The sequence below is a fragment of the Actinomadura rugatobispora genome (genome assembly GCF_055379765.1).
Map to the genome: position 1 here is coordinate 1,111,197 of NZ_AP029191.1, position 20,646 is coordinate 1,131,842.

The following is a 20,646-nucleotide window of genomic DNA, read 5'->3' on the forward strand; positions in this document are numbered from 1 at the left end:
GGCGTTATTTCCCACTATGGGCGACGCGTTCGGTGAACGCGCCATGGAATCCCATGGGAATGTGATGACGCAGGCCGAGCACCGCCACCGGATCGGCCTCCACGTCCCGGGCGTCGAGGACGAGCAGCCGCGAGCGGTGCCCGCCCGGGTCGTAGGCGAGGGCGAGCAGCCAGCCGTCGCCCTCCGGCGCGTCCGGTGCGCGCGGCGCGAACACGGGCTCGCCGGGCATGTGCCCGGCCGGCAGTTCATGGACCTTGCGCTCGCCGGTGACGTGGTCGAAGGCGTGGATCCCGATCCGGTCGTCCGGCGAGCCCGGGCGGGTGCGGCCCGCGAAGTAGGTGTAGCGGTGGGGACTCCCGGCCTGGCGGACGTCGGCGTGCGGCAGCTCCAGCGGCAGGGCGCACAGCTCCTCGCCCTCCACGCGCCCGCTCTCCGGCGACACGCGGTACCGCATCAGCGCGCACCCCCACGGGAAATCGCGGGTGCGGAAATCGCGGAACGCGGTGGCCACCCCGTCCCAGTCGGCGAAACGCACGAATTCCACCACGATGTCGTCGCCGTCCTCGAACGCGTTGACGAAATGGAATCCCAGCAGCGCCTCGTGCTCGATCACGCGCGCCCTCCCGCCGTCGCGCGGGACGATCGTGAAACAGGTGGGGCGGTGCGGCTCGTACCGCAGCGCTTCGCTGATCGATTTCGTCCCCAGCAGGATCCCGGCCGCCTTGGGGACCACCGGGTTGATGACGAAGACCAGGTGGCGGCGGGTGAGGGCGAAGTCGTGGTTCCACGGCGTGTACGGCAGCGGGACGCGCGGCAGGTGGTGCAGGGCCCCGTCCGGGTCGACCCGGTAGCAGCGCAGGCTGCGCGCACGGGTGAAGTCCATGCCGAAGTTGAACAGCTCCCCGGTGTCCGGGCAGCGGGAGGGGTGGGCGGAGAAGGCGGCGGGCACCTTCAGCCGGCCGCCGAAGGAGTACTCCCCCAGCGTCTCCAGGCTGTCGGGGTCGAGCCTGAACGGACGGCCACCTTCCCAGAGCGCGAGCAGCTTCCCGCCGTGCAGGACGACCCCGGTGTTGGCGACGTTGGAGGGAGGCCGGAACATGTTGGCGAGCATCCCGCCGGGGCGCTGCGTCCCGATCCCCCTCAGGCCGACCCTGCCCTTCTCCTGCCCGTACCGGTAGTGGCGGGTCCGCACGTAGCGGTTGCGGTAGCGGACGCGGCCGTCGCCGGGGAAGGCGAACATCGACAGCATCCCGTCGCCGTCGAAGATGTGGTCCAGGAGGCTCTCGCCGACCTGCCACCGCCCCGGGCCGTTGCGGTAGAGGGTGCCCCTCAGGCCGTCGGGGAGGGCGCCTCCGATGTCGTCGATCTCGTAGTCGTGCTCGTCCTCCAGCGCCTCGTACACCCGGTGCCACGGGTGGTGCCCGCCGTGGCCGGTGGCGCCGGACTGCCCGGCGGGTGCCGTCACGGTCCCTCCTGGTTCCTGCGGAGACGGGTGCCGTCGTTTGAACGGCTGCTTGCTCGGTAGCGGCAGCGTGACACGCGCGGCGCCCGTATTCAATATCAGGTCCAATAAGTTCCCGGGCGCCCCGTACTACCCTGGTGCCCCTGGGGAACCGCCGCCGGCGGGCCCGCGTCGAAACCGGCGGACCACCCCGAATCCCCCCGAACGCCCCTCCCGCCCGCGAAGGATCCGCGCCGCCATGACCGAGGACGTCCCCGGCTACCGGGTGCTCGAACAGGTCGGCGAGGGCGGCTTCAGCGTGGTCTACCGCGCCCGGCAGGAGCGGCTGGACCGGATGGTGGCGCTCAAGGTCCTGTCGATCAGCTCGGTCGACGACGGCGCCATGCGCCGCTTCCAGCGCGAGTGCAAGATCACCGGTCGGCTGTCCGGGCATCCCAACGTGGTGACCGTGCTCGACACCGGCACCACCCGCTCGGGCCGCTCCTACATCGCGATGGAGTACTTCGAGCAGGGCGCGCTCAGCGACCGGCTCGCCCGCGAGGGGCCGCTGCCGCTCGCCGAGGTGCTGCGGATCGGCGTGAAGATGGCCGGGGCGCTGGCCGCGACGCACGAGACCGACGTGCTGCACCGCGACGTCAAACCGCAGAACATCCTGGTGTCCCGGTACGGGGAGCCCGCGCTGGCCGACTTCGGCATCGCCCGGCTGGTCGACTCCTTCGACGCCTCCCACACCCAGGCGTTCACCCCGCACCACGCCGCCCCCGAGGTGCTGGAGGGCCGGCCGCCCGCCGTCGGCGCCGACATCTACTCCCTCGGCTCCACGCTGTACCAGCTGCTGGCCGGGCGCCCCGCGTTCAAGGGCCCGGCGGGCGAGGGCATCGCGCAGCTGATGCTGCGGATCCTGAACGAGCCTCCGCCGCCGATCGGGCGTCCCGACGTGCCGCCGCCGGTGGAGGAGGTCATCGGCCGCGCGATGGCCAAGGCGGCCGAGCACCGCTTCACCGACGCGGTGGAGTTCGCGCGGGCCCTGCAGTGGCTGCAGAACGAGCTGGGGCTGCCCGTCACCGACGTGACGCACAGCGGGTCCGGGACGGGCGCCGCCGGGCCGCCGCGGCCTCCCGGATCCGGGTCCGGGTCCACGTCCGGGTCCACGTCCGGGTCCCTGTCCGGATCGCTGTCGGGATCGGTGTCCGGGTTCGGGTCCGGGTCCGGGGAGGCGCCGCAGGCGTTCACCCATCCCCGCCCTCCGGCCGTGCCCGACTGGGCGCCGACGATGCCGGGCCGCGCGCCGTCCACCGTCGAGCCCGCCGCGCCGCTCTCCCCCTGGCACCCCGCCGCGTCGGCCCAGCCCGCCCTGCCGCAGCCCGCACCGGCGGACGCCCCGCCGCCCGACCCGCACAACTGGCCGCCGCCTCCCCAGCGCGAGACCGGCGACAAAGACACCGGCGGGAGCGGCGACGGGCCGCGCCGCGGGCTCGTCATCGCCGCCGCCGTCGCGCTCGTCGGCGGTGTGGCGCTGGGCGTCGGCGCCCTGGCCCTGCGCGGCGGCCCCCCGCAGGACCCGCAGACCGGGGCCCAGGCCCCGCAGCCGTCCACCGGCCCCGGCGCGCCCACCGGCGGCGCGCAGCCAGGGGACGGCCAGGAGCCGATCTCGGCGGCGCAGCTCCAGGCGACCCGGCCGCGCGGCGTCAGGGTCAAGGGGCTCGGCAGCCGGGCCGTCCTGACCTGGACCGTGCCTCCCGCCGCCCGGCAGCTCCCGATCATCGTCCAGACGATCCCGGCCGGGAGCACGACCACCGTGTCCGCCGGGAAGGGCGCGCGGACGGCCACCGTCACCGGTCTCGACCCGAGGACCGGCTACTGCTTCCGGGTCGGTGCGCTGCTGAGGCTGAACCAGGGCAAGCCCGCGACCATGTCGTGGTCCAAACCGCCGGTCTGCCTCCGCGACGCCCGCGTCACGAACTGACCGGTCGGTCCTTCCCGGCCCCGGTCGTGCCGTCTCCCTCGGCGACCCGCTGATGCAGGCGTTCCCTGATCTCCTCCGGGGTATAGGCACGGCGGCGCCGCTCCGCCCGGGCGATCACCGCCCCGGTCGCGGCGACACCCACGAATCCGGCCACTCCCAGCACCTTCCACCACCGCATCCGCCTAGGGTAGCGATCATGTCCGGTACGAGCATCGGCCTCGAGCAGGCCGCCGACCTGACCCGCACCGGCGACGTCTGGCTCTTCCGCGGGCGCGCCCCGGCGGATCGGGCGATCCAGATGACCACCAACAGCCCCGTCAACCACGTCGGGATGGCGATCGTCATCGACGACCTGCCCCCGCTGATGTGGCACGCCGAGCTGGGCCGGTCGCTGCGCGACCTGTGGACCGGCGGCCACCACCGCGGGGCGCAGCTGCACGACCTGCGCGAGGCGGTGGTCGTCTGGGGGAACCGGTACGGCCAGCGGGCCTGGCTGCGGCAGCTCGACCCGCCGCCGACCCGGGAGATGGAGAACGCGGCGCTGAAGGCGGTGGCGCGGCTGGACGGCACCCCGTTCCCGTCCACCTCGCGGCTGGCCACGCGCTGGCTGCGCGGCCGGGTCCCGTTCCGCCGCCCGGCCGAGCGCGATCCGAACCTGGAGACCGCGTTCTGCGCGGAGATCGTGGCGGTGACGTACCAGGCGATGGGGCTGCTGCCCGGCGGGCGCCGCCCCAACTGGTTCGATCCGGGCCGGTTCTGGAGCGGCGACGACCTCGACCTGGAGATGGGCGCGCGGCTGGGCGGCGAGATCGGCGTCGTCGTCCCGCCCTCCCGCTGACCCCGGGCGACCGCGCAGGGCAAGAACCCTCAAAGGGGGCATCGAGGCCGGACCAACTCCCCTGCAACCGGCGGCGGCGTGGGTAGGGGCACGGCATGAGCGACGCGCTGCCGGCCCTGCCCTTGGAGGCATGGGAGCCGACCAAGAACACCCTGCACCTGTGGACGCAGATCGTCGGGAAGATCCAGCTCGCCTCGGCGCCGCCCACCAACCACTGGTGGCACGCCACCTTCCGCGTCGACGAGCACGGGTACCGCACCGGCCGGATGGTCCATGACGGCGTCGCCCTCACCATCTCGTTCGACCTGGTCAGACATCGCCTGCTGGTACGGACGGCGGACGGCGAGCACTCCCTGCCGCTGTACGACGGGCTGTCGGTGGCCCGCTTCCACGACGACCTGTTCGCGCTGCTGCGGGAGCTGGGCGTGCACGTCAGGATCAGGGCCAGGCCGTACGGGGTGCCGATGACGACGCCGTTCCCCGAGGACACCGAGCACGCCTCCTACGACCCGGCCCGCGTCGAGGACTTCCGGCGGGCGCTGGAATGGGCGGACGAGATGTTCCTGGAGTTCCGCGGCTGGTTCGGCGGCAAGGCCAGCCCGGTCCAGCTGTTCTGGCACAGCTTCGACCTGGCGACCGCCCGCTTCTCCGGCCGCCGGGCGCCCGAACTGGAGGACGCGGACGCGGTGGCCCGCGAGGCCTACCGCGACGAGGTCATCAGCTTCGGGTGGTGGCCGGGCGACCCGTCCACGCCCGCTCCGGCGTTCTACTCCTACACCCACCCCGAGCCCGCGGGGCTCACCGGCCGCCCGCTGCGGCCCGCGGCGGCGCGCTGGGACGCCATGGGCGAGACGCACCAGGCGCGGCTGGACTGGGACGTCGTGCGCGGGTCCGCCGACCCGCGCGGCACGCTGCTGGAGTTCCTGCAGAGCGCGTACGAGGCCGGCGCGGTCACCGCGGGCTGGCCCCACGAGCTGCTCCAGTCGAGCTGGTGTCCCGAGCGGGGCCGCGTCCAGCACGCCCACGCGGGCTGACCCGGACGAAGCGAAAGAGGCGTCAGAGCGGTTCGGGGCGGTCGCGGCGGAGCGAGCGCGGGTGCAGGCGGCGCCGCAGGCGGCGGAGCCTGCCCGCCTTGGCGGTGACGAGGCGTCCGAGCCGGTCGGTGTGCTCCCATGCCTGGTCCGCGGCGTACGGCTCGGGTGGGGACGGGGCGAAACGGGTGCGGTTCACCAGGTCCGCGAGGGGGCGCAGGTGGTCGAGCGCGGCGTCGCCCAGGCGGCCCGCGCCGAACCGGGCGACCTCGTGCGCCGTGAGGGTGCGGGTGGCGGCCAGGCCCACATCACCGAGATGCTCCAGGGCCTGGCGCCAGGCGCCCGCGATGCGCGCGGCCGGGGGGCCGTTGCGGCGGCGGCGCCGGCGCAACACCGGGACCAGCAGCACCGCGAGGACGTAGGCGGCGGCGAGCAGCCCCGCGAGGGACGCCGCGTACACCCACCAGGGCAGGGGCGGCTCACTCGCGGCAGGAGCCGCCGGGGCCGGGGTCTGCGGTGTCTTGCCCGGACCCCCTCCGCGTTGCTGCGCGGCGGCGTTCTGCTGGAGCCGCTCCAGCTTCTGCTGGGTCTCCCCCGCCGCGACCGCGTCGGAGTCCTTGGACTGGCCGGAGCGCTGCGGCGTGGGGTTGAACGGCACCCAGCCGAGCCCGTCGAACTTGACCTCGGGCCACACCATCACGTCCCCGGCCCGCATGTCCCGCGCGTTGCCGGAGGGGCGTCCGCCGCTGAATCCCACCATGATGCGCGTGGGCAGGCCGAGCGTGCGGGCCAGCACGGCGTAGGAGGCCGCGAAGTGCTCCGGGGTGCCGCGGCGGCCCTCGGAGAGGAAGTAGTCGAGCTGGCGGTAGCTGTGCCCGGGCGGGGCGGTCACGTCGTACTTGGCGTAGGACTTCAGGTGGACGGCCAGCATCGCGGCCCGCTGGATGGGCGAGACCGCGCCCGCCGTGGCGCCCTGTGCGAAACGGCGGAACTCCTCCAGTTGCACGGGCGGTTTCGTCGCGCCGGGCCCCCAGGGGAGCTGGAGCGCCGCGCGCGCCTCCGCGTCCTGCGCGATCCCGGCCGCCGCCAGGTCACCGGCGTCCCATTCGCGGATCTCGGAGGTGACACGGTAGGACTGCCCGTTCCGCAGCGGCCGCGCGGCGGCCAGCGCGCCGCTGGCCGGATCGACGACGACGCCGAGCCCCTCCACGCGGCGGGGCCGGTCGGCGGCGGGCACCCACACGCCGGGCAGGTCCCGGATGGTGATCCGCTGCGGCGCCGTGCGGACCGTCCCGTCCCCCGCGTCGCCGCCCGCGTCCGGCGCGGCCGGGACCCGGCTCCCCGTCGGGGCGAACCGGGCGGTGGACGACCAGGTCACCCCGTCGAAGCGGTCCAGCACCGCCAGCCGCACGTTCTCCCGCCGGGACGCCTCCACGCTGAACAGCACCTGGTCGGGGGTCAGCAGCCAGCCGCCGACCCGGTCGAGGGGGCTGATCCCGTCCCGCTGCTGCGGCGGAGGCGCCTGGACCTGCTCGCGCGGGTCGTACGGGTCGGCGCTGACCGGCACGTACGGCGCGGCCAGGAACGCCACGGCGCCCAGGGCCGCGGCCGCCGGGACACCGACCAACAGCGGGCGCCACCCGGCCCCTCCGCCCTCGTCCGACCGGATCAGCGCCAGGACGGCGATCAGCACGACGGCCGCCGCGGCCGGTCCCAGGTTGGAGCCCGGACCGTCCACGCCCAGCAGCAGCGCGGCGCCGAACACGGCGAGCGCGGGCAGGCAGGGCGCGGCGCGCAGCGAGGTCCGCAGCGCCAGCTCCGCCGACCCGAACGCGGCCAGCCAGACCAGCACGTGCACCAGCAGCAGGAACTCGGGCTCGGCGGGCGCGGGCAGCAGCGTGGTCAGGATCGACTTCCACGACCGCAGCACGCCCTCGCGCATGGCCTGCGGCAGCGTCCCGTCCGACAGCGCGGGCCGCAGCACGGTGACGGCGGCCGTCCCGGCCCAGGCCGCCACCGTCAGCACCAGCGCGATCCACAGCGGCCACGGCCTCCCCGACTTGCGCGGCCCCGACAGCAGCCCGGACAGCAGCGTCGGGACGGCCGCCGCGACCCCCGCCACCGGCAGCACCGGCCCGAGACCGAACACCCGGTGGAACGCCAGCCCCGCCACCGCCGCCAGCAGGGCGGTCACCACCAGGGACAGGTAGCGCCGGATCATCGCCCGCGCCCCGCCGCCCGTCCCAGGGTGTTCCACGCCGACGCCAGGCCGTCCAGGTCGCCGAAGTCGACCAGGTGGACGCCGGGCGGCGCGGACGCCGCCTCCCCAGGCCGCACCCGCAGCACCACCACCCGATCGAACCGGCCCCGCACGGCCGCGATCCGCCCCAGGTCCGCGCCGCCCGACGCCACCACGACCAGCGACCCGCCGGCCCGCACCCGCCGAACAACGTCGACCGTGGAGCTCGGCCCCTCGGCCATGGCCACGGCGGTGAGCCGGTCCAGCAGCACCTCCAGGTCGTCGGGCCCGCCCCGCGTCTCGGCGACCGGCCCGCCCCCGGTAAGGATCCGCACGGGGAAGTTCGCCGCGGCCGCGCCCGCCGCGACCGACGCCGCCGCGTCCACCGCCAACTCGAAGTCGTCGGGGTCCGCCCACGCCTCGGGACGCGCCTCCAGCACCACCGTGGTCGTGGGCAGGCTCGCGTCCACCAGGCGGCGCACCATGAGCGTCCCGGTGCGCGCCGACGACTTCCAGTGGATGTGCCGCATCTCGTCGCCGACCACGTATTCGCGGAGCGCGTGGAAGGTCGCCGTGCCCGCCGGGGACCGGTCGCTGGTCGGCCCCTCCAGGTGATGGGCGCGCCCCGACGGCAGCAGCGCCAGCGGCACCGTCCTGGGACGGACCAGAAGCGTCTGGGGCGACCCGTACTCCCGGACGCGGCGCGCCAGGCGCAGCGGGTCGGCCCGGACGAGCCGCAGCGGCCCCACCGGGATCTCGCCCCGCCGACCGGTCGGCAGCCGGTAGGTGACCGTGCGCCTGCCGCGCGGCCGGAGCCTGGGGATGTCCACCGCCACCTCCGCCGCCCCGGCCGCGTCGTGGGCGGTCAGGCCGCGCACCCCGGCACGGCCCGCGTTCGTCACGTGCAGCACGCCGACGGCGGGCTCACCCCGGCCCACCTTCAGCGGCGCGATCTCCCGGTCCACCTCCAGCCGCGGCCGCGGCAGCGTCCACAGCACCGCGCCCGCCACCGCCACCAGCCCGGCCACCGCCAGCATCGCCGGCTCCGGATAGCCCAGCCACCAGCCCGCCGCGTACAGCACCGCCGACACGGCCGCCGTCCCCCGGCCCAGCGGCGTCAGCACGTCGTCACCGGGCTCAGTGGACGGGGGCGGGCTGCGCGGCCTGCGGCGTCGGCACGCTCGCCAGCACCTCGCCCACCACGTCCCCGCCCGTGCGGCCGCGCAGCTCCGCCTCCGGCGTGACGATCAGCCGGTGCGCGATCACCGGCACGGCGAGGGCCTTCACGTCCTCCGGCACCAGGAACGACCGGCCCGCCGCCGCGGCCCGCACCCGCGCGGCGCGCAGCAGCGCCAGGCTCGCCCGCGGGCTCGCGCCCAGGCGGAGCTCCGGATGGTCGCGGGTGGCCGCGACCAGGCGCACCACGTAGTCGTACAGCGGCGGCGCCACGTGCAGCCGCTCGGCGAACTCCACCATCCGCGCCACGTCCTCGCGGCCCGCCACCGGCGCCATCTGGTCCAGCGCCGCCCCGGTCGGCGCCCCCGCCAGCAACGCCACCTCCGAGCGGTGGTCGGGATAGCCCATCGAGATCCGCATCAGGAACCGGTCGAGCTGGGCCTCCGGCAGCGGGTACGTGCCGTCCATGTCCACCGGGTTCTGCGTCGCGATCACCATGAACGGGCGCGGCACCGGATGCGGCGTCCCCTCCACCGTGACCCGCCGCTCCTCCATGACCTCCAGCAGCGCCGACTGCGTCTTCGGCGACCCCCGGTTGATCTCGTCGGCCACCACCAGGTTCGCGAAGATCGGGCCCGGGTGGAACTCGAACGCGCCGCTCCCCTGATTGAAGATCGACACCCCGGTGATGTCGCTGGGCAGCAGGTCGGGGGTGAACTGGACGCGGGTCCACCGGGCGTCCACCGACGCCGAGATCGCCCGGGCCAGGGTCGTCTTGCCCACGCCCGGCACGTCCTCCACCAGCAGGTGCCCCTCGCCCAGCAGGCAGATCAGCGCCAGCTCGACCTTCTCGCGCTTGCCCCGGACGACCTGCTCGATCGTCCCGGCCAGCGCCCCGAACAGCTGCGCGAACCGCCCCGCCACCGCGTCGGCGTCCACCGCCCCGGGCTGATTCTCCGTCATCGCTCAGTTCTCGCACTCGTAGAGGGGCAGGTTCGGGAAGGAGCCGGTCCGCGGCGTCGTCATCAGCCCTTCGTGGAGGTAGCCGATGCCGCCGTTCCACTCGATCCGGTTCCAGACGTCGCTGGAGTAGTTCGTCTCGGTCTCCGTGTAGGTACCGCCGCGCACCTGGCAGATGACCATGAGGTCGCGGTACTCGCCCCGCGGGATGCTGCCGATGCTGGTGGTGCCCTCCTGCCGTGGTGCGGGCCGGATCAGGGTGTTGGTCTCGTTGTTGTTGGCGTTCTTGTACATCCGCCTCGGGTAGGCGAGGTCGACCTCGGTGCTGGCCTGGGCGGGGGCGGTTCCGGCGCCGTTCTGGGCGGTGAGGCGGAACTGGTGCTTCTGGTCGTTGCGCAGGCCGACGACCGTGTGCGGGCTGGTCACCGGGGTGGGCGCTCCGCCGTCGACGCTGAGCAGGTATGTGACGCCCGTGCCCTGGCCGTCCCAGGTGAGCACCGCGCTCTTGTTGCGCGGCGCGCCGGAGAAGCCGGCGGGCGTGCCGGGCAGCGTGCAGGGGCGTACCGGTGCGCTCGCCAGGGACGACTTCTCGGCGTTCCTGCCGTTGGCGTCCTTGTACTGGACGGCGACCGTGAAGCTGTAGGTCTTGTTGCAGCTGCCGCCGGTCACGGTGAACTGGTACGGGCCGCCGGCTCCGACGCGGGCCGGCCGCACCTGGAGGCCCGCCGTGTCGCCCTTGAGCGCGTACCCGGCGGGCCTGCCTCCCACCGACGGCCGGAAGGTCACGCGCATCCCGCCGTTGAGGGGGTCGACGCGGACGTTCTGCGGTTCGGACGGGGTGCCGTCGCGGGGCGGCGGGGCCGGGGGCGTGCCGGAGTCGCCGCCGCGTCCGGCTCCGCCCTGGTCGGCGCCCTGGCCGCCGTCGCCGGGACGGGCCTGGGTCGGGATGGGGCGGCGCTGCCCGCCCGGGACCCGGTCGTCGTACTTCTGGATGCGCTTGGCACCCGGGCGTCCCAACTCGACGGCGAGGGCGAGCGCGCCGGCCGGGTCGTTCGCCCACAGGAACCCGTCGCGGACGACGACCTCGATGCCGCCGCCGGGCCGGGTGACCTGCATGGGACGTTCCCAGTCGCCGGTGTCGGTGTTGAACACCAGCAGCCGCCCGGTGGAGCGGTCGGGCAGGTAGACGCGGGGGCCGAGCACGTTCGGGGGCTCGAAGCGGTGGCTCGGCAGCCGCAGCGCGATCGGGCTGACCTGGCCCACCTGGGTGTTCAGCAGGAACAGCGAGCCGCCGGTGCCCAGCATCGGGACGATGTGGCCGTCGGTGGCGGCCGGGACCTTCACCCCGCCCGCCCGGGCGGCCTGGGTGACGGTCGGCGGCAGCGCGATCTTCTGGACGCCCTCGCTCCGCACGATCGAGGCCGTGGCGCCGCTGCTGTTGATCGCGACCGGGGTGCCGGCGGCGATGGCGAGGGCGATCCGGTCCCCGGCGCCGCCGACGGGCACGGGCCGCCCCTGCCGCCCGCCGTGGAAGGGGACGAGCCGCCCGCTCTGCGGTTCGGGGACCCACAGGTTGCCGGCGGCGTCCATCCCGGCCTGTCCCAGCGGCGGGGTCAGCGCGGCGGGCTGCCCGACGGCCGAGAGCCGCACGGGGTCGATCTGCTGGACGGTGCCCTTGGCGGGGTCGACGGAGTAGGCGGCGCCGGATCCGACGAGCACCTGGAGCCCGACGCCGCCCAGGGCCCGGCTCTGCTCGACCTTGAGCTGCGAGGGGTCGATCCGGCTGACGACGCCGGTGGTCTCGTCCACGAGCAGGACGGTGCCGCCGTCCTGGACGACCTTGATCCGGTGGCCGCGCATCTGGGGGATCACGGCGGTCCGGCCGTCGACCTTGCCCGCGGGCCCGTTGGCGTGCACGACCATGCCCTTGGCGGTCGCGGTGAGCCACGCCCCGACGTCGGCCAGGCGGTACGTGGAGCTCGCCATGCCCACTCCGTACACAAGGGCGCTCACGCAGAGTACGCCGACCAGGCCGATCGCGATCTGACCGGTGACCCGGTCCCGCCGCAGGAGCCCCCGGAGGGGGCTCGGCGGCCGCTGTGAGGATCGGTCCCCGCTCAATCCCCGCCACCCTTCCCCGCGCTGCGACTTCGGCGCGAAGGGCACACTAATGCGTTCGAACACCACAAGATAACCGTGGCCACCCTGATCCGCCCGGTGAACGGCGAGACTCCCGCGACGGGACAGGACCCGCGCAGCCCTGACAAGTGACGCACATCACACATTCGCATACGTAGCGCGAAGAACCGAACGCGGACGTTACACCGGACGTCCTAACCTGGGGCAGCGCGCTGCCTGCGGCGGCGCTGGGGCCGGCGCGGCTAAGGACGACACGAGGTGGACGTGGACACGGTAAGCATCGCCGACTTGTGGGACCGGGTGACGGGGACGCAGCCCGACCCGCCGTGGTGGCTGGTCATCCTGGCCGCCCTGATCGCGCTCGCCGCCGTGCTGCACGGCCCGACCTGGCGGGTGGCCCGCAACGTGGTCACGATCGCGCACGAGGGCGGGCACGCGCTGATCGCGCTGGTCACCGGGCGCAAGCTGGACGGGATCAAGCTGCACTCCGACACCTCGGGCGTCACCGTGTCGCGGGGCAAGCCGCACGGCCCGGGGATGGTGTTCACCGCGATGGCGGGCTACCTGACGCCGCCGCTGCTGGGCCTGCTGTTCGCGGGGCTGCTGGAGGGCGGCCGGGTCACGCTGATGCTGTGGTTCTCGCTGGCGCTGCTGGCCGCGATGCTGATCATGATCCGGAACGCCTACGGGGTGCTCTCGATCGCCGTCACCGGGGCGATCATCTTCGGGGTCTCGTGGCTGGGCGGGGACAAGACGCAGGCGGGCTTCGCCTACCTGGCGGCGTTCTTCCTCCTGTTCGCGGCGGCGCGGCCGGTGGTGGAGCTGCAGCGGATGCGGGCGCGGCACATGGCGCCCAGCTCCGACGCCGACCAGCTGGCGCACCTCACGCGCGTCCCGGGGCTGGCCTGGGTGGGCCTGTTCGGCGTGGTCGCGCTGGGGGCGCTGCTCATCGGCGGCCTGATGATGACGCCCGACTCGGACTCGCTCCCCGACGTCCCCAGGCCGCCCGGCATCTCGGGCTGACCCGGGCGTGCGCTGTGTCTCAAAGTCCCGGCCTACGGCGCTCGCCTGGCGGCGCTGGTCTTATCGGCTCTCGCCTACCGGGCCTGGGCGAGCGCGGCATCGCTTCGCGATCTGCCCGGTGACGCTCGCCTCCGGCGTCGCCCCACCGGCCAGGTAACGCGCTCGCGCGATACCTGGGGCTCTTCGAGACGGACGCCAGCCCCCCGCGGGCGCGCGGATGTCCGACCCCGCCGATAGTTTCGACACTGTGAGCGATCGATGGGGCCGCGAGCAGGTGCTCGGGCTCGCGCCGGACGCGGCGGCGGCCAAGGCGGCGGGGGGCGTCGCCAAGCCCGCCGGATGGACCGGCACGGGCTGCGACGACGACGCCGTGTGGGGCGAGTGCAAGGGCAGCGGCACGAGCGCCTACCGGGCGTCGGCCGACCTGACCGAGCCCGCGTTCCGGTGCTCGTGCCCGAGCCGCAAGTTCCCCTGCAAGCACGCCCTGGCCCTGCTGCTGCTGTGGAGCGAGGGCGCCGTCGGCGCCGGGCCGCGCCCGGCCTGGGTCGCCGAGTGGCTGGAGCAGCGGCGGGAGCGCGCGGAGAAGGCGCAGGTCCGCAAGGAGGCCGCCGCCCCCAAGGCGAAGGACCCCCGGACGGCCGAGCGGCGCGAACAGCGGGTCGACGGCGGTGTCGCCGAGCTCGACCAGTGGCTGCGCGACCAGGTGGCGCACGGCCTGGCGCAGGCCGAGAAGGCGCCCTACAAGCTGTGGGACGACGCGGCGCGGCGGCTGGTCGACGCGCAGGCGGGCGGGCTGGCCGGGCAGATCAGGGCGCTGGCGGCGATCCCCCGGCAGCCGGGCTGGCCGGAGCGGCTGCTGGAGGAGTACGCCCTGCTCCGCCTGCTGGTGCGGGCCCACCAGCGGCGCGCCGAGCTGCCCGCGGCGCTGCGGGAGACGGTCCGGTCGCGGATCGGGTTCACCGTGCAGCAGGAGGACGTCGTCCGCGACGGCGAGCGGGTCCGCGACCGGTGGTGCGTGACCGGTTCGCGCGACATCGCGGTCGACCAGCTCACCACCAGGCGGGTGTGGCTGCGCGGCGCCGCGACGGGGCGGCCGGCGCTGGTGCTGTCGTTCGCCGCGCCCGGCCGCCAGCTGGACTCCTCCCTTCCGGTGGGCACGCGGGTCGACGCCGAGCTGGCCTTCTACCCGGGCGCGCAGCCGCTGCGCGCCCTGGTCGCCGAACGGCACGGCGCGGCGGCCCCGGCGGCGCCCGCCGGCTTGGCGGTCGGTGGTTTCCTGGAGGAGTACGCGGCGGCGCTGGAGCGCGATCCCTGGCTCGACCGCTGGCCCGCCGTGCTGGCCGGGGTGCGGCTGGCCCGGGCCGGCGACGGGCTGCGGGTGGTCGACGGCGCGGGCGACGCGCTGCCGCTGCTGCCGTCCGACCCGTGGCGGCTGCTGGCGGTGTCGGGCGGGCGGCCGGTGACGCTGGCCGGGGAGTGGACGCCGCGGGGGCTGTGGCCGCTGGCCGCCTGGGACGAGGACGAGGGGGTCGTGATCCTGTGAGTGCCTGGAGCGAGCACGTCAGCGCCGCGCTGCTGGGCACCGGGCGCCGCCCTCCCCCGCCGCTCCCCGAGGCCCCCGCCGCCGCCGAGACCGGGCCCGAGCCCGGCGCCGGGGGCGATCCGGCGGGCCGGCTGCTCGACCAGGCGGCGGTCCTGACCGTCGCCCGCCGGGCCGGGCGCCTGCCGCTGGCCGGCACCGACCCGATCGCGCCCGCGCCCCAGGAGGACGCCCCGGTCGTGCCGCCCGCGGCGGCGGCGCGGCTGGCGCGGATCCTCGGCGGCGAGCAGATCCGGGTGCTGCCCGAATGGCTGGAGGCGGCCGCCGGCCACGGCCGCCGCGTCCCGTCCCGGCTGCTGCCCGAGCTGCTGGAGCGGGGCCGCAGCGACCGGGTCCTGCGCCCGGCGATCGCGCGGGCGGCCGGCCGGCGCGGCGTCTGGCTGGCCCTGCAGAACACCGACTGGGCCTACCTGGTCGGCTCCGGCGACGACCCGGGCGGCGACGCCGAGGTCTGGCTGACCGGCACGCGGCAGCAGCGGGTGGCGTACCTGACCCGGCTGCGCGGCACCGACCCCGCGGCGGCGCGGGCGGCCCTGCGGGAGACGTGGTCGAGCGAGCCCGCCCCCGACCGGGCGGCGTACCTGGCCACCTTCGACCACGGGCTGTCGGCGGCCGACGAGGAGTTCCTGGAGGACGCCCTGGAGGACCGCGGCAAGGACGTCCGGCAGCTGGCCTCCGACCTGCTCGCCCGGCTGCCGCGCTCCGGCTACGGGCGGCGGATGGCCGTGCGCGCCCTGGCGTGCCTGCGGCCCGAGACCCGGCCCGCGGCGGGCGGCGGCGGCCGCGCCCGCGACCAGACGTGGATCATCGTCGAGCCGCCCCGCGCCCACGATGAGGAGCTGGCCAGGGACGGCGTGCCGTTCCACCCGACCGGGTCGTTCGCGCCGGGGCGCCGGGCCGGCGGCCCGATCGGCACCCAGGCCGCCTGGCTGCGCGAGATCCTCGCCCGCACCCCGCTGTCCACCTGGACGGAGCTGTTCGGGCTGCCCCCGATGGAGATCGTCTGCCTGCCGGTGGGCGCCGCGGCCGCCGGGCCCGACGGCCGCGGCGCGCGCGACCTGCACATCGGCTGGGCGCGGGCCGCGCTGCGCCAGCGCGACGTCGGCTGGGCCCGGGCGCTACTGAAGGGCGGCGTCGTCGTCGACGAGCCGGAGGCCCTGGCCGACCTGCTGGCCGTGCTGCCCGCGGCGGAGCGCGACGCGGCCGCCGCCGACCTGATCCGCTGGGTCGAGGGCCAGCCCGACCTGCAGCGCGTCCTGGAGCGGGTCCCCGGGCCGTGGACGGGCGCGCTCGCCGACGCCGTCGTGGCCACGATCGCGGTCGCCGCCGAACGCCCGTCCCACCGGCACGAGCACACCCTGACCCAGCTGTGCCGCCTGGCCGACCAGCGGCTCTCCCCCGGCACGGCCCCCCGCCTGGAGGCCCTGGCCGGCGGCGCCGGGCAGGACGGGTCGCAGGCCGCCGCGCCCCGCGCCCTCACCGAACTGATCGGCACGCTGCGCTTCCGCCACGACATGCTGAAGGAGCTCCACCAGTGACGACTCCGTCCTCGCCCGGGACGTCCTCGCCCGCGGCGGTGCTGCGCCCGCACGCCGAGCAGCTGCACGCCGATGAGCTGGCCCGGCTCGCCGAGCACGACGACCGGCCCCGCCCGCCCGGGTGGCGGCTGTCGCCCTGGGCGGTCACCACGTACCTGATGGGCGGCGGGCTTCCGGACGGCTCGGAGGTCACGCCGAAGTACGTGGGGCCGCGCCGGCTGATGGAGGTCGCGGTGGCGACCCTGGCGACCGACCGGGCGCTGCTGCTGCTCGGCGTGCCCGGCACCGCCAAGACCTGGGTGTCGGAGCATCTTGCCGCGGCGGTGTCGGGCGACTCCACGCTGCTGGTGCAGGGCACCGCGGGCACGGCCGAGGAGGCCGTCCGGTACGGGTGGAACTACGCCCGCCTCCTCGCCGAGGGCCCCTCGGAGCGGGCGCTGGTGGAGAGCCCCATGATGCGGGCGATGCGGCTGGGCTCGGTGGCCCGGATCGAGGAGCTGACCCGCATGCCCGGCGACGTCCAGGACACGCTGATCACCATCCTGTCCGAGAAGACGCTGCCGGTGCCGGAGCTGAACACCGAGGTGCAGGCCACCAAGGGGTTCACGGTGATCGCCACGGCCAACGACCGCGACCGGGGCGTCAACGAGCTGTCCAGCGCGCTGCGCCGCCGCTTCAACACGGTCGTGCTGCCGCTGCCGGAGTCGGCCGACGACGAGGTGGAGATCGTCTCCCGCCGGGTCGACCAGATCGGCACCGCGCTGGAGCTGCCCGAGACCCCGGCCGGGCTGGAGGAGATCCGCCGCGTGGTCACGGTGTTCCGGGAGCTGCGCGGCGGCGTCACCGGCGACGGCCGCACCAAGCTCAAGTCGCCCAGCGGCACGCTCAGCACCGCCGAGGCCATCTCCGTGATCACCAACGGGCTGGCGCTGGCCGCGCACTTCGGCGACGGGGTGCTGCGGGCCGCGGACGTGGCGGGCGGCATCGTCGGCGCGGTCGTCCAGGACCCGGTGTCCGACCGGGTGGTCTGGCAGGAGTACCTGGAGACGGTGGTCCGGGAGCGCCCCGACTGGCGCGACTTCTACCGCGCGTGCAGGGAGGTGTCGTGACGCGGGTCTCCGCGACCGACTCCACAGGGCCCCGGGTGGAGATCTACGGAATCCGCCACCACGGCCCCGGCTCGGCCCGCGCCGTACGGCGGGCCCTGGAGGAGTTCAAGCCGGACGCCGTGCTGATCGAGGGCCCGCCCGAGGCCGACGCCATCGTCGGGCTCGCCGACGACGACGGCATGGTGCCGCCGGTCGCGCTGCTGGCCTACGCGCCGGGCGGCTCCGGCGGCTCCGGCACGGAGGCGCCCGCCCGCGAACGGCAGGCCGCGTTCTGGCCGTTCGCCGAGTTCAGCCCCGAATGGCAGGCGATCCGCTACGCCCTGGCCGCCGGCGTCCCCGTCCGGTTCTGCGACCTGCCCGCCGCCCACCAGCTCGCCGTCCCCCCGGAGGCGGAGGATCTCCCGGCCGCCCCGGACGAGGAGTCCCCCGAGGGCCAGGACGAGACCGTTGATCAGGAAGGGGACGGGGAGGACGAGCGGGAGATCCGGCTGGATCCGCTGGGCTGGCTGGCCAGGGTCGCCGGGTACGACGACGCCGAGCGGTGGTGGGACGACGCCGTCGAGCACCGGCACGACGGCCCGTCCCCCTTCCCCGCGATCGCGGAGGCGATGACCGAGCTGCGCGACCGGGTGGCCGAACTGCCCGCGGAGAGCCTCGCCGGGCTTCCGGACGGCTACCTGCGGCGCGAGGAGCAGCGCGAGGCGCACATGCGCAGGACGCTGCGCCGCACCCTCAAGGAGGGCCGGGAGCGCGTCGCGGTGGTCTGCGGCGCCTGGCACGTGCCGGCCCTCCGCCGGAAGGTCCCCGCGGCGCACGACGACCGGACGCTGCGCGGCCTGCCCAAGGCGAAGGTCGCGATGACCTGGGTGCCGTGGACGCACGGGCGGCTGACCGGCCGTTCCGGGTACGGGGCGGGCGTGCGCTCCCCCGGCTGGTACCACCACCTGTTCACGGCGGCGGACCGCCCGATCGAGCGCTGGCTGACCGAGGCCGCCCGGGTGCTGCGCGCGGAGGACCTGCACGTCTCCTCCGCCCACGTGATCGAGGCGGTCCGGCTCGCCGACGCCCTCGCCGCGCTGCGCGGGCGGCCGCTGGCGGGGCTGGACGAGGTCACCGAGGCCACCCGGGCCGTGTTGTGCGAGGGCGCCGAGCTGCCGGTGGAGCTGATCCAGCGCCGTATGGTGGTGGGCGAGCGGCTCGGCGCCGTCCCCGACGGCACCCCGATGGTGCCGCTGCAGCGCGATCTGAAGGCCGAGCGGAGCCGGCTGCGCCTCACCGAGTCCGCGCTGGAGAAGGAGCAGGACCTCGACCTGCGCAGGCCGATCGACCTCGCGCGCAGCAGGCTGCTGCACCGGCTGCGGCTGCTGAACGTCGACTGGGGCGTGCCGCAGGAGGGCGGAGGCCGCGCCAAGGGCACCTTCCGGGAGACCTGGACGCTGATGTGGCGGCCGGAGTTCGAGGTCGAGCTGATCGAGGCGAGCGCGTGGGGCACCACCGTGCTGGGCGCCGCCACCGCCCGCGCCGAGGCCATGGCGGCCGGCGCGGCGGCCCTGTCCGACCTGACCTCGCTGGCCGAGCGCTGCCTGCTCGCCGACCTGGGCGCGGCGCTGCCCGGCGTGATGGGGGCGCTGGCCGACCGGGCGGCCCTCGACTCCGACGTGGCGCACCTGATGTCGGCGCTGCCCGCGCTGGTGCGGGCGCTGCGGTACGGGGACGTCCGCGGCACCGCCACCGGCCCGCTGCGCACCGTCGTCGACGGCCTGGTCGTGCGGATCTGCGTCGGCCTGCCGACCGCGGTCGCCGGTGTCGACGACGACGCCGCCCGCGAGCTGCTCGGCCACGTCGACGCCGTGCACGGGGCGCTGTCCCTCCTCGACGACGCCGCGCACACCGAGCGCTGGCGGCGCGCCCTGGAGGGCGTCGTCGACCGGCGTGACCTGCACGGGCTGCTGGAGGGGCGGCTGACCCGGCTGCTGCTGGACGCGGGCCGGCTGCCGGACGTGGCCGACCGGATGGCCCGCTCGGTGTCGGTCGGCGCCGCGCCCGAGCGCGCCGCCGCGTGGGTCGAGGGGTTCCTGTCGGGCGGGGGGCTGATCCTCGTCCACGACGACGACCTGCTCCGCCTGGTGGACGGGTGGATCGCGGGCCTGCCGGGCGAGTCGTTCACCGACGTGCTGCCGCTGCTGCGCCGCACGTTCGGCGGGTACGCGGCGGCCGAGCGCCGCACGATCGGCGAGCGCGTCCGCGGTCTGGGGGCGCCGGGCGGGCCCCGGTCCCGTTCCGGCGGCGAGCGGGACGACCGCGACCCGGCCCGCGCCGGACGCGCCGCCGCGACGGCCCTGCACATCCTCGGCTGGAAGGCTTCGGCATGAGCGCGCCCGCGAGCGGCCCCGGGGACGGCGACGAGCGCCTCAGGCGGTGGCGGCTGGTCCTCGGCGGGGAGGGCGGCGCCGACGGCACCGGCGTGCGGCTGGAGGGCGCGGAGGCGCGGATGGACGGCGCGCTGGAGAAGCTCTACGGCGCCGGTGCCGAGGGCGGGTCCCGTCCGGGGCGGCGGAGCGGCGGGCTGGGCGACTCGGCCCCGACCGTGGCGCGCTGGCTCGGCGACATCCGCTCGTACTTCCCGTCCACGGTCGTCCAGGTCATGCAGAAGGACGCGATCGAGCGGCTCAACCTGACCCGGCTCCTGCTCGAGCCGGAGATGCTGGAGGCGGTGGAGCCGGACGTCCACCTGGTGGGCACGCTGCTGTCCCTGAACCGGGTGATGCCCGACCGGGCCCGCGAGTCGGCCCGCGCCGTGGTCCGCGCGGTGGTGCGGGAGCTGGAGCGGCGGCTGGCGCAGCGGACCCGCTCGGCGGTCGGCGGCGCGCTGGACCGCTCGGCCCGCGTGCTGCGGCCCCGGCGCCTGGCCGACGTCGACTGGGACCGCACGATCCGCGCCAACCTGCGGCACTACCTGCCCGACCAGGCCACCCTGGTGCCGGAGCGGCTGATCGGGTACGGCCGCCGCAGGCGGGCGGTGGAGCGGGACGTGGTGCTGTGCGTCGACCAGAGCGGGTCGATGGCGGCGTCGGTGGTGTACGCGAGCGTGTTCGGCGCGGTGCTGGCGTCGATGCGGTCGCTGCGCACGTCGCTGGTGGTGTTCGACACCGCGGTGGTGGACCTCACCGACCAGCTGCACGACCCGGTGGAGCTGCTGTTCGGCACGCAGCTCGGCGGCGGCACCGACATCAACCGCGCCGTGGCCTACGCGCAGGGCCTGATCGCCCGGCCCAACGACACGATCTTCGTGCTGATCAGCGACCTGTACGAGGGCGGGGCGCGCGAGGAGATGCTGGGGCGGGTCGCCGCGATGACGGCGGCGGGCGTCCAGGTGATCGTCCTGCTGGCGCTGTCGGACGAGGGCGCGCCCGCGCACGACCACGACAACGCGGCGGCCCTGGCCGCGCTCGGCGTGCCCGCGTTCGCCTGCACGCCCGACGCCTTCCCCGATCTGATGGCCGCCGCGGTGGAGCGCCGCGATCTCAAGGAGTGGTCCGAGCGCGCCCGGTCATCGTGACCGCGG

15 protein-coding genes are annotated in these 20,646 nt (G+C 75.6%); 9 read left to right on the forward strand and 6 right to left on the reverse strand.

Translation table 11 applies throughout. From position 1 onward, the window contains the following. Positions 1-4 precede the first annotated feature (4 nt). Complete coding sequence (locus ACZ466_RS04370) at positions 5-1,465, reverse strand: carotenoid oxygenase family protein (protein ID WP_378282124.1); 1,461 nt, start codon at positions 1,463-1,465, stop codon at positions 5-7. A gap of 235 nt (positions 1,466-1,700) precedes the next feature. Here ACZ466_RS04370 and ACZ466_RS04375 point away from each other — a divergent pair, with 235 nt between their 5' ends. Next, positions 1,701-3,428 (forward strand): serine/threonine-protein kinase, encoded by a 1,728-nt coding sequence (locus tag ACZ466_RS04375; RefSeq protein ID WP_378282123.1) that lies wholly within the window; start codon positions 1,701-1,703, stop codon positions 3,426-3,428. On the opposite strand, the gene ACZ466_RS04380 is transcribed toward ACZ466_RS04375, so the two are convergent. Continuing rightward, entirely contained in the window at positions 3,418-3,606 is a 189-nt protein-coding gene (locus ACZ466_RS04380; protein WP_378282155.1) for a hypothetical protein, read from the reverse strand. The genes ACZ466_RS04375 and ACZ466_RS04380 overlap by 11 nt on opposite strands. An 18-nt stretch (positions 3,607-3,624) precedes the next feature. Between ACZ466_RS04380 and ACZ466_RS04385 the strand changes: the two genes are divergently transcribed. Beyond that, complete coding sequence (locus tag ACZ466_RS04385; protein WP_378282122.1) at positions 3,625-4,266, forward strand: C40 family peptidase; 642 nt, start codon at positions 3,625-3,627, stop codon at positions 4,264-4,266. Positions 4,267-4,361: 95 nt separating this feature from the next. Continuing rightward, the gene (locus tag ACZ466_RS04390) at positions 4,362-5,300 is read left to right on the forward strand and encodes a DUF5996 family protein (protein ID WP_378282121.1); all 939 of its coding nucleotides are present in this window, start codon (positions 4,362-4,364) and stop codon (positions 5,298-5,300) included. 22 nt (positions 5,301-5,322) lie between these two features. Here ACZ466_RS04390 and ACZ466_RS04395 read toward each other — a convergent pair whose 3' ends face one another. From ACZ466_RS04395 to ACZ466_RS04410, 4 genes are read right to left on the reverse strand one after another with little or no spacing between them, the layout of a single operon-like run. Further along, on the reverse strand, positions 5,323-7,554 hold the full coding sequence (locus tag ACZ466_RS04395) for a transglutaminase TgpA family protein (protein ID WP_378282120.1): 2,232 nt from the start codon (positions 7,552-7,554) through the stop codon (positions 5,323-5,325). Next, positions 7,515-8,660: a DUF58 domain-containing protein gene (locus ACZ466_RS04400; RefSeq protein WP_378282119.1), complete on the reverse strand. Its 1,146-nt coding sequence runs from the start codon at positions 8,658-8,660 to the stop codon at positions 7,515-7,517. The genes ACZ466_RS04395 and ACZ466_RS04400 overlap by 40 nt, the downstream gene beginning before the upstream one ends. Positions 8,661-8,673: 13 nt before the next feature. Further along, positions 8,674-9,675, reverse strand: a complete 1,002-nt coding sequence (locus tag ACZ466_RS04405; protein ID WP_378282118.1) for an AAA family ATPase — start codon at positions 9,673-9,675, stop codon at positions 8,674-8,676. 3 nt (positions 9,676-9,678) lie between these two features. Further along, the gene (locus ACZ466_RS04410) at positions 9,679-11,658 is read right to left on the reverse strand and encodes a hypothetical protein (RefSeq protein WP_378282117.1); all 1,980 of its coding nucleotides are present in this window, start codon (positions 11,656-11,658) and stop codon (positions 9,679-9,681) included. A gap of 411 nt (positions 11,659-12,069) precedes the next feature. Between ACZ466_RS04410 and ACZ466_RS04415 the strand changes: the two genes are divergently transcribed. The 6 genes from ACZ466_RS04415 to ACZ466_RS04440 all read left to right on the forward strand — a co-directional run bounded on the left by ACZ466_RS04415 (position 12,070) and on the right by ACZ466_RS04440 (position 20,640). Continuing rightward, complete coding sequence (locus tag ACZ466_RS04415; RefSeq protein ID WP_378282116.1) at positions 12,070-12,834, forward strand: M50 family metallopeptidase; 765 nt, start codon at positions 12,070-12,072, stop codon at positions 12,832-12,834. A gap of 247 nt (positions 12,835-13,081) precedes the next feature. Next, on the forward strand, positions 13,082-14,377 hold the full coding sequence (locus ACZ466_RS04420; protein WP_378282115.1) for an SWIM zinc finger family protein: 1,296 nt from the start codon (positions 13,082-13,084) through the stop codon (positions 14,375-14,377). Beyond that, complete coding sequence (locus ACZ466_RS04425) at positions 14,374-15,972, forward strand: DUF5691 domain-containing protein (protein ID WP_378282114.1); 1,599 nt, start codon at positions 14,374-14,376, stop codon at positions 15,970-15,972. Before ACZ466_RS04420 ends, ACZ466_RS04425 begins: the two co-directional genes overlap by 4 nt. Further along, on the forward strand, positions 15,969-17,081 hold the full coding sequence (locus ACZ466_RS04430; RefSeq protein WP_378282113.1) for an ATP-binding protein: 1,113 nt from the start codon (positions 15,969-15,971) through the stop codon (positions 17,079-17,081). The genes ACZ466_RS04425 and ACZ466_RS04430 overlap by 4 nt, the downstream gene beginning before the upstream one ends. Further along, a complete protein-coding gene (locus ACZ466_RS04435; protein WP_378282112.1) occupies positions 17,078-19,453 on the forward strand; it encodes a DUF5682 family protein in 2,376 nt (791 codons plus the stop codon). The genes ACZ466_RS04430 and ACZ466_RS04435 overlap by 4 nt, the downstream gene beginning before the upstream one ends. Continuing rightward, entirely contained in the window at positions 19,450-20,640 is a 1,191-nt protein-coding gene (locus tag ACZ466_RS04440) for a VWA domain-containing protein (protein WP_378282111.1), read from the forward strand. The genes ACZ466_RS04435 and ACZ466_RS04440 overlap by 4 nt, the downstream gene beginning before the upstream one ends. The last annotated feature ends 6 nt before the right edge of the window (positions 20,641-20,646 follow it).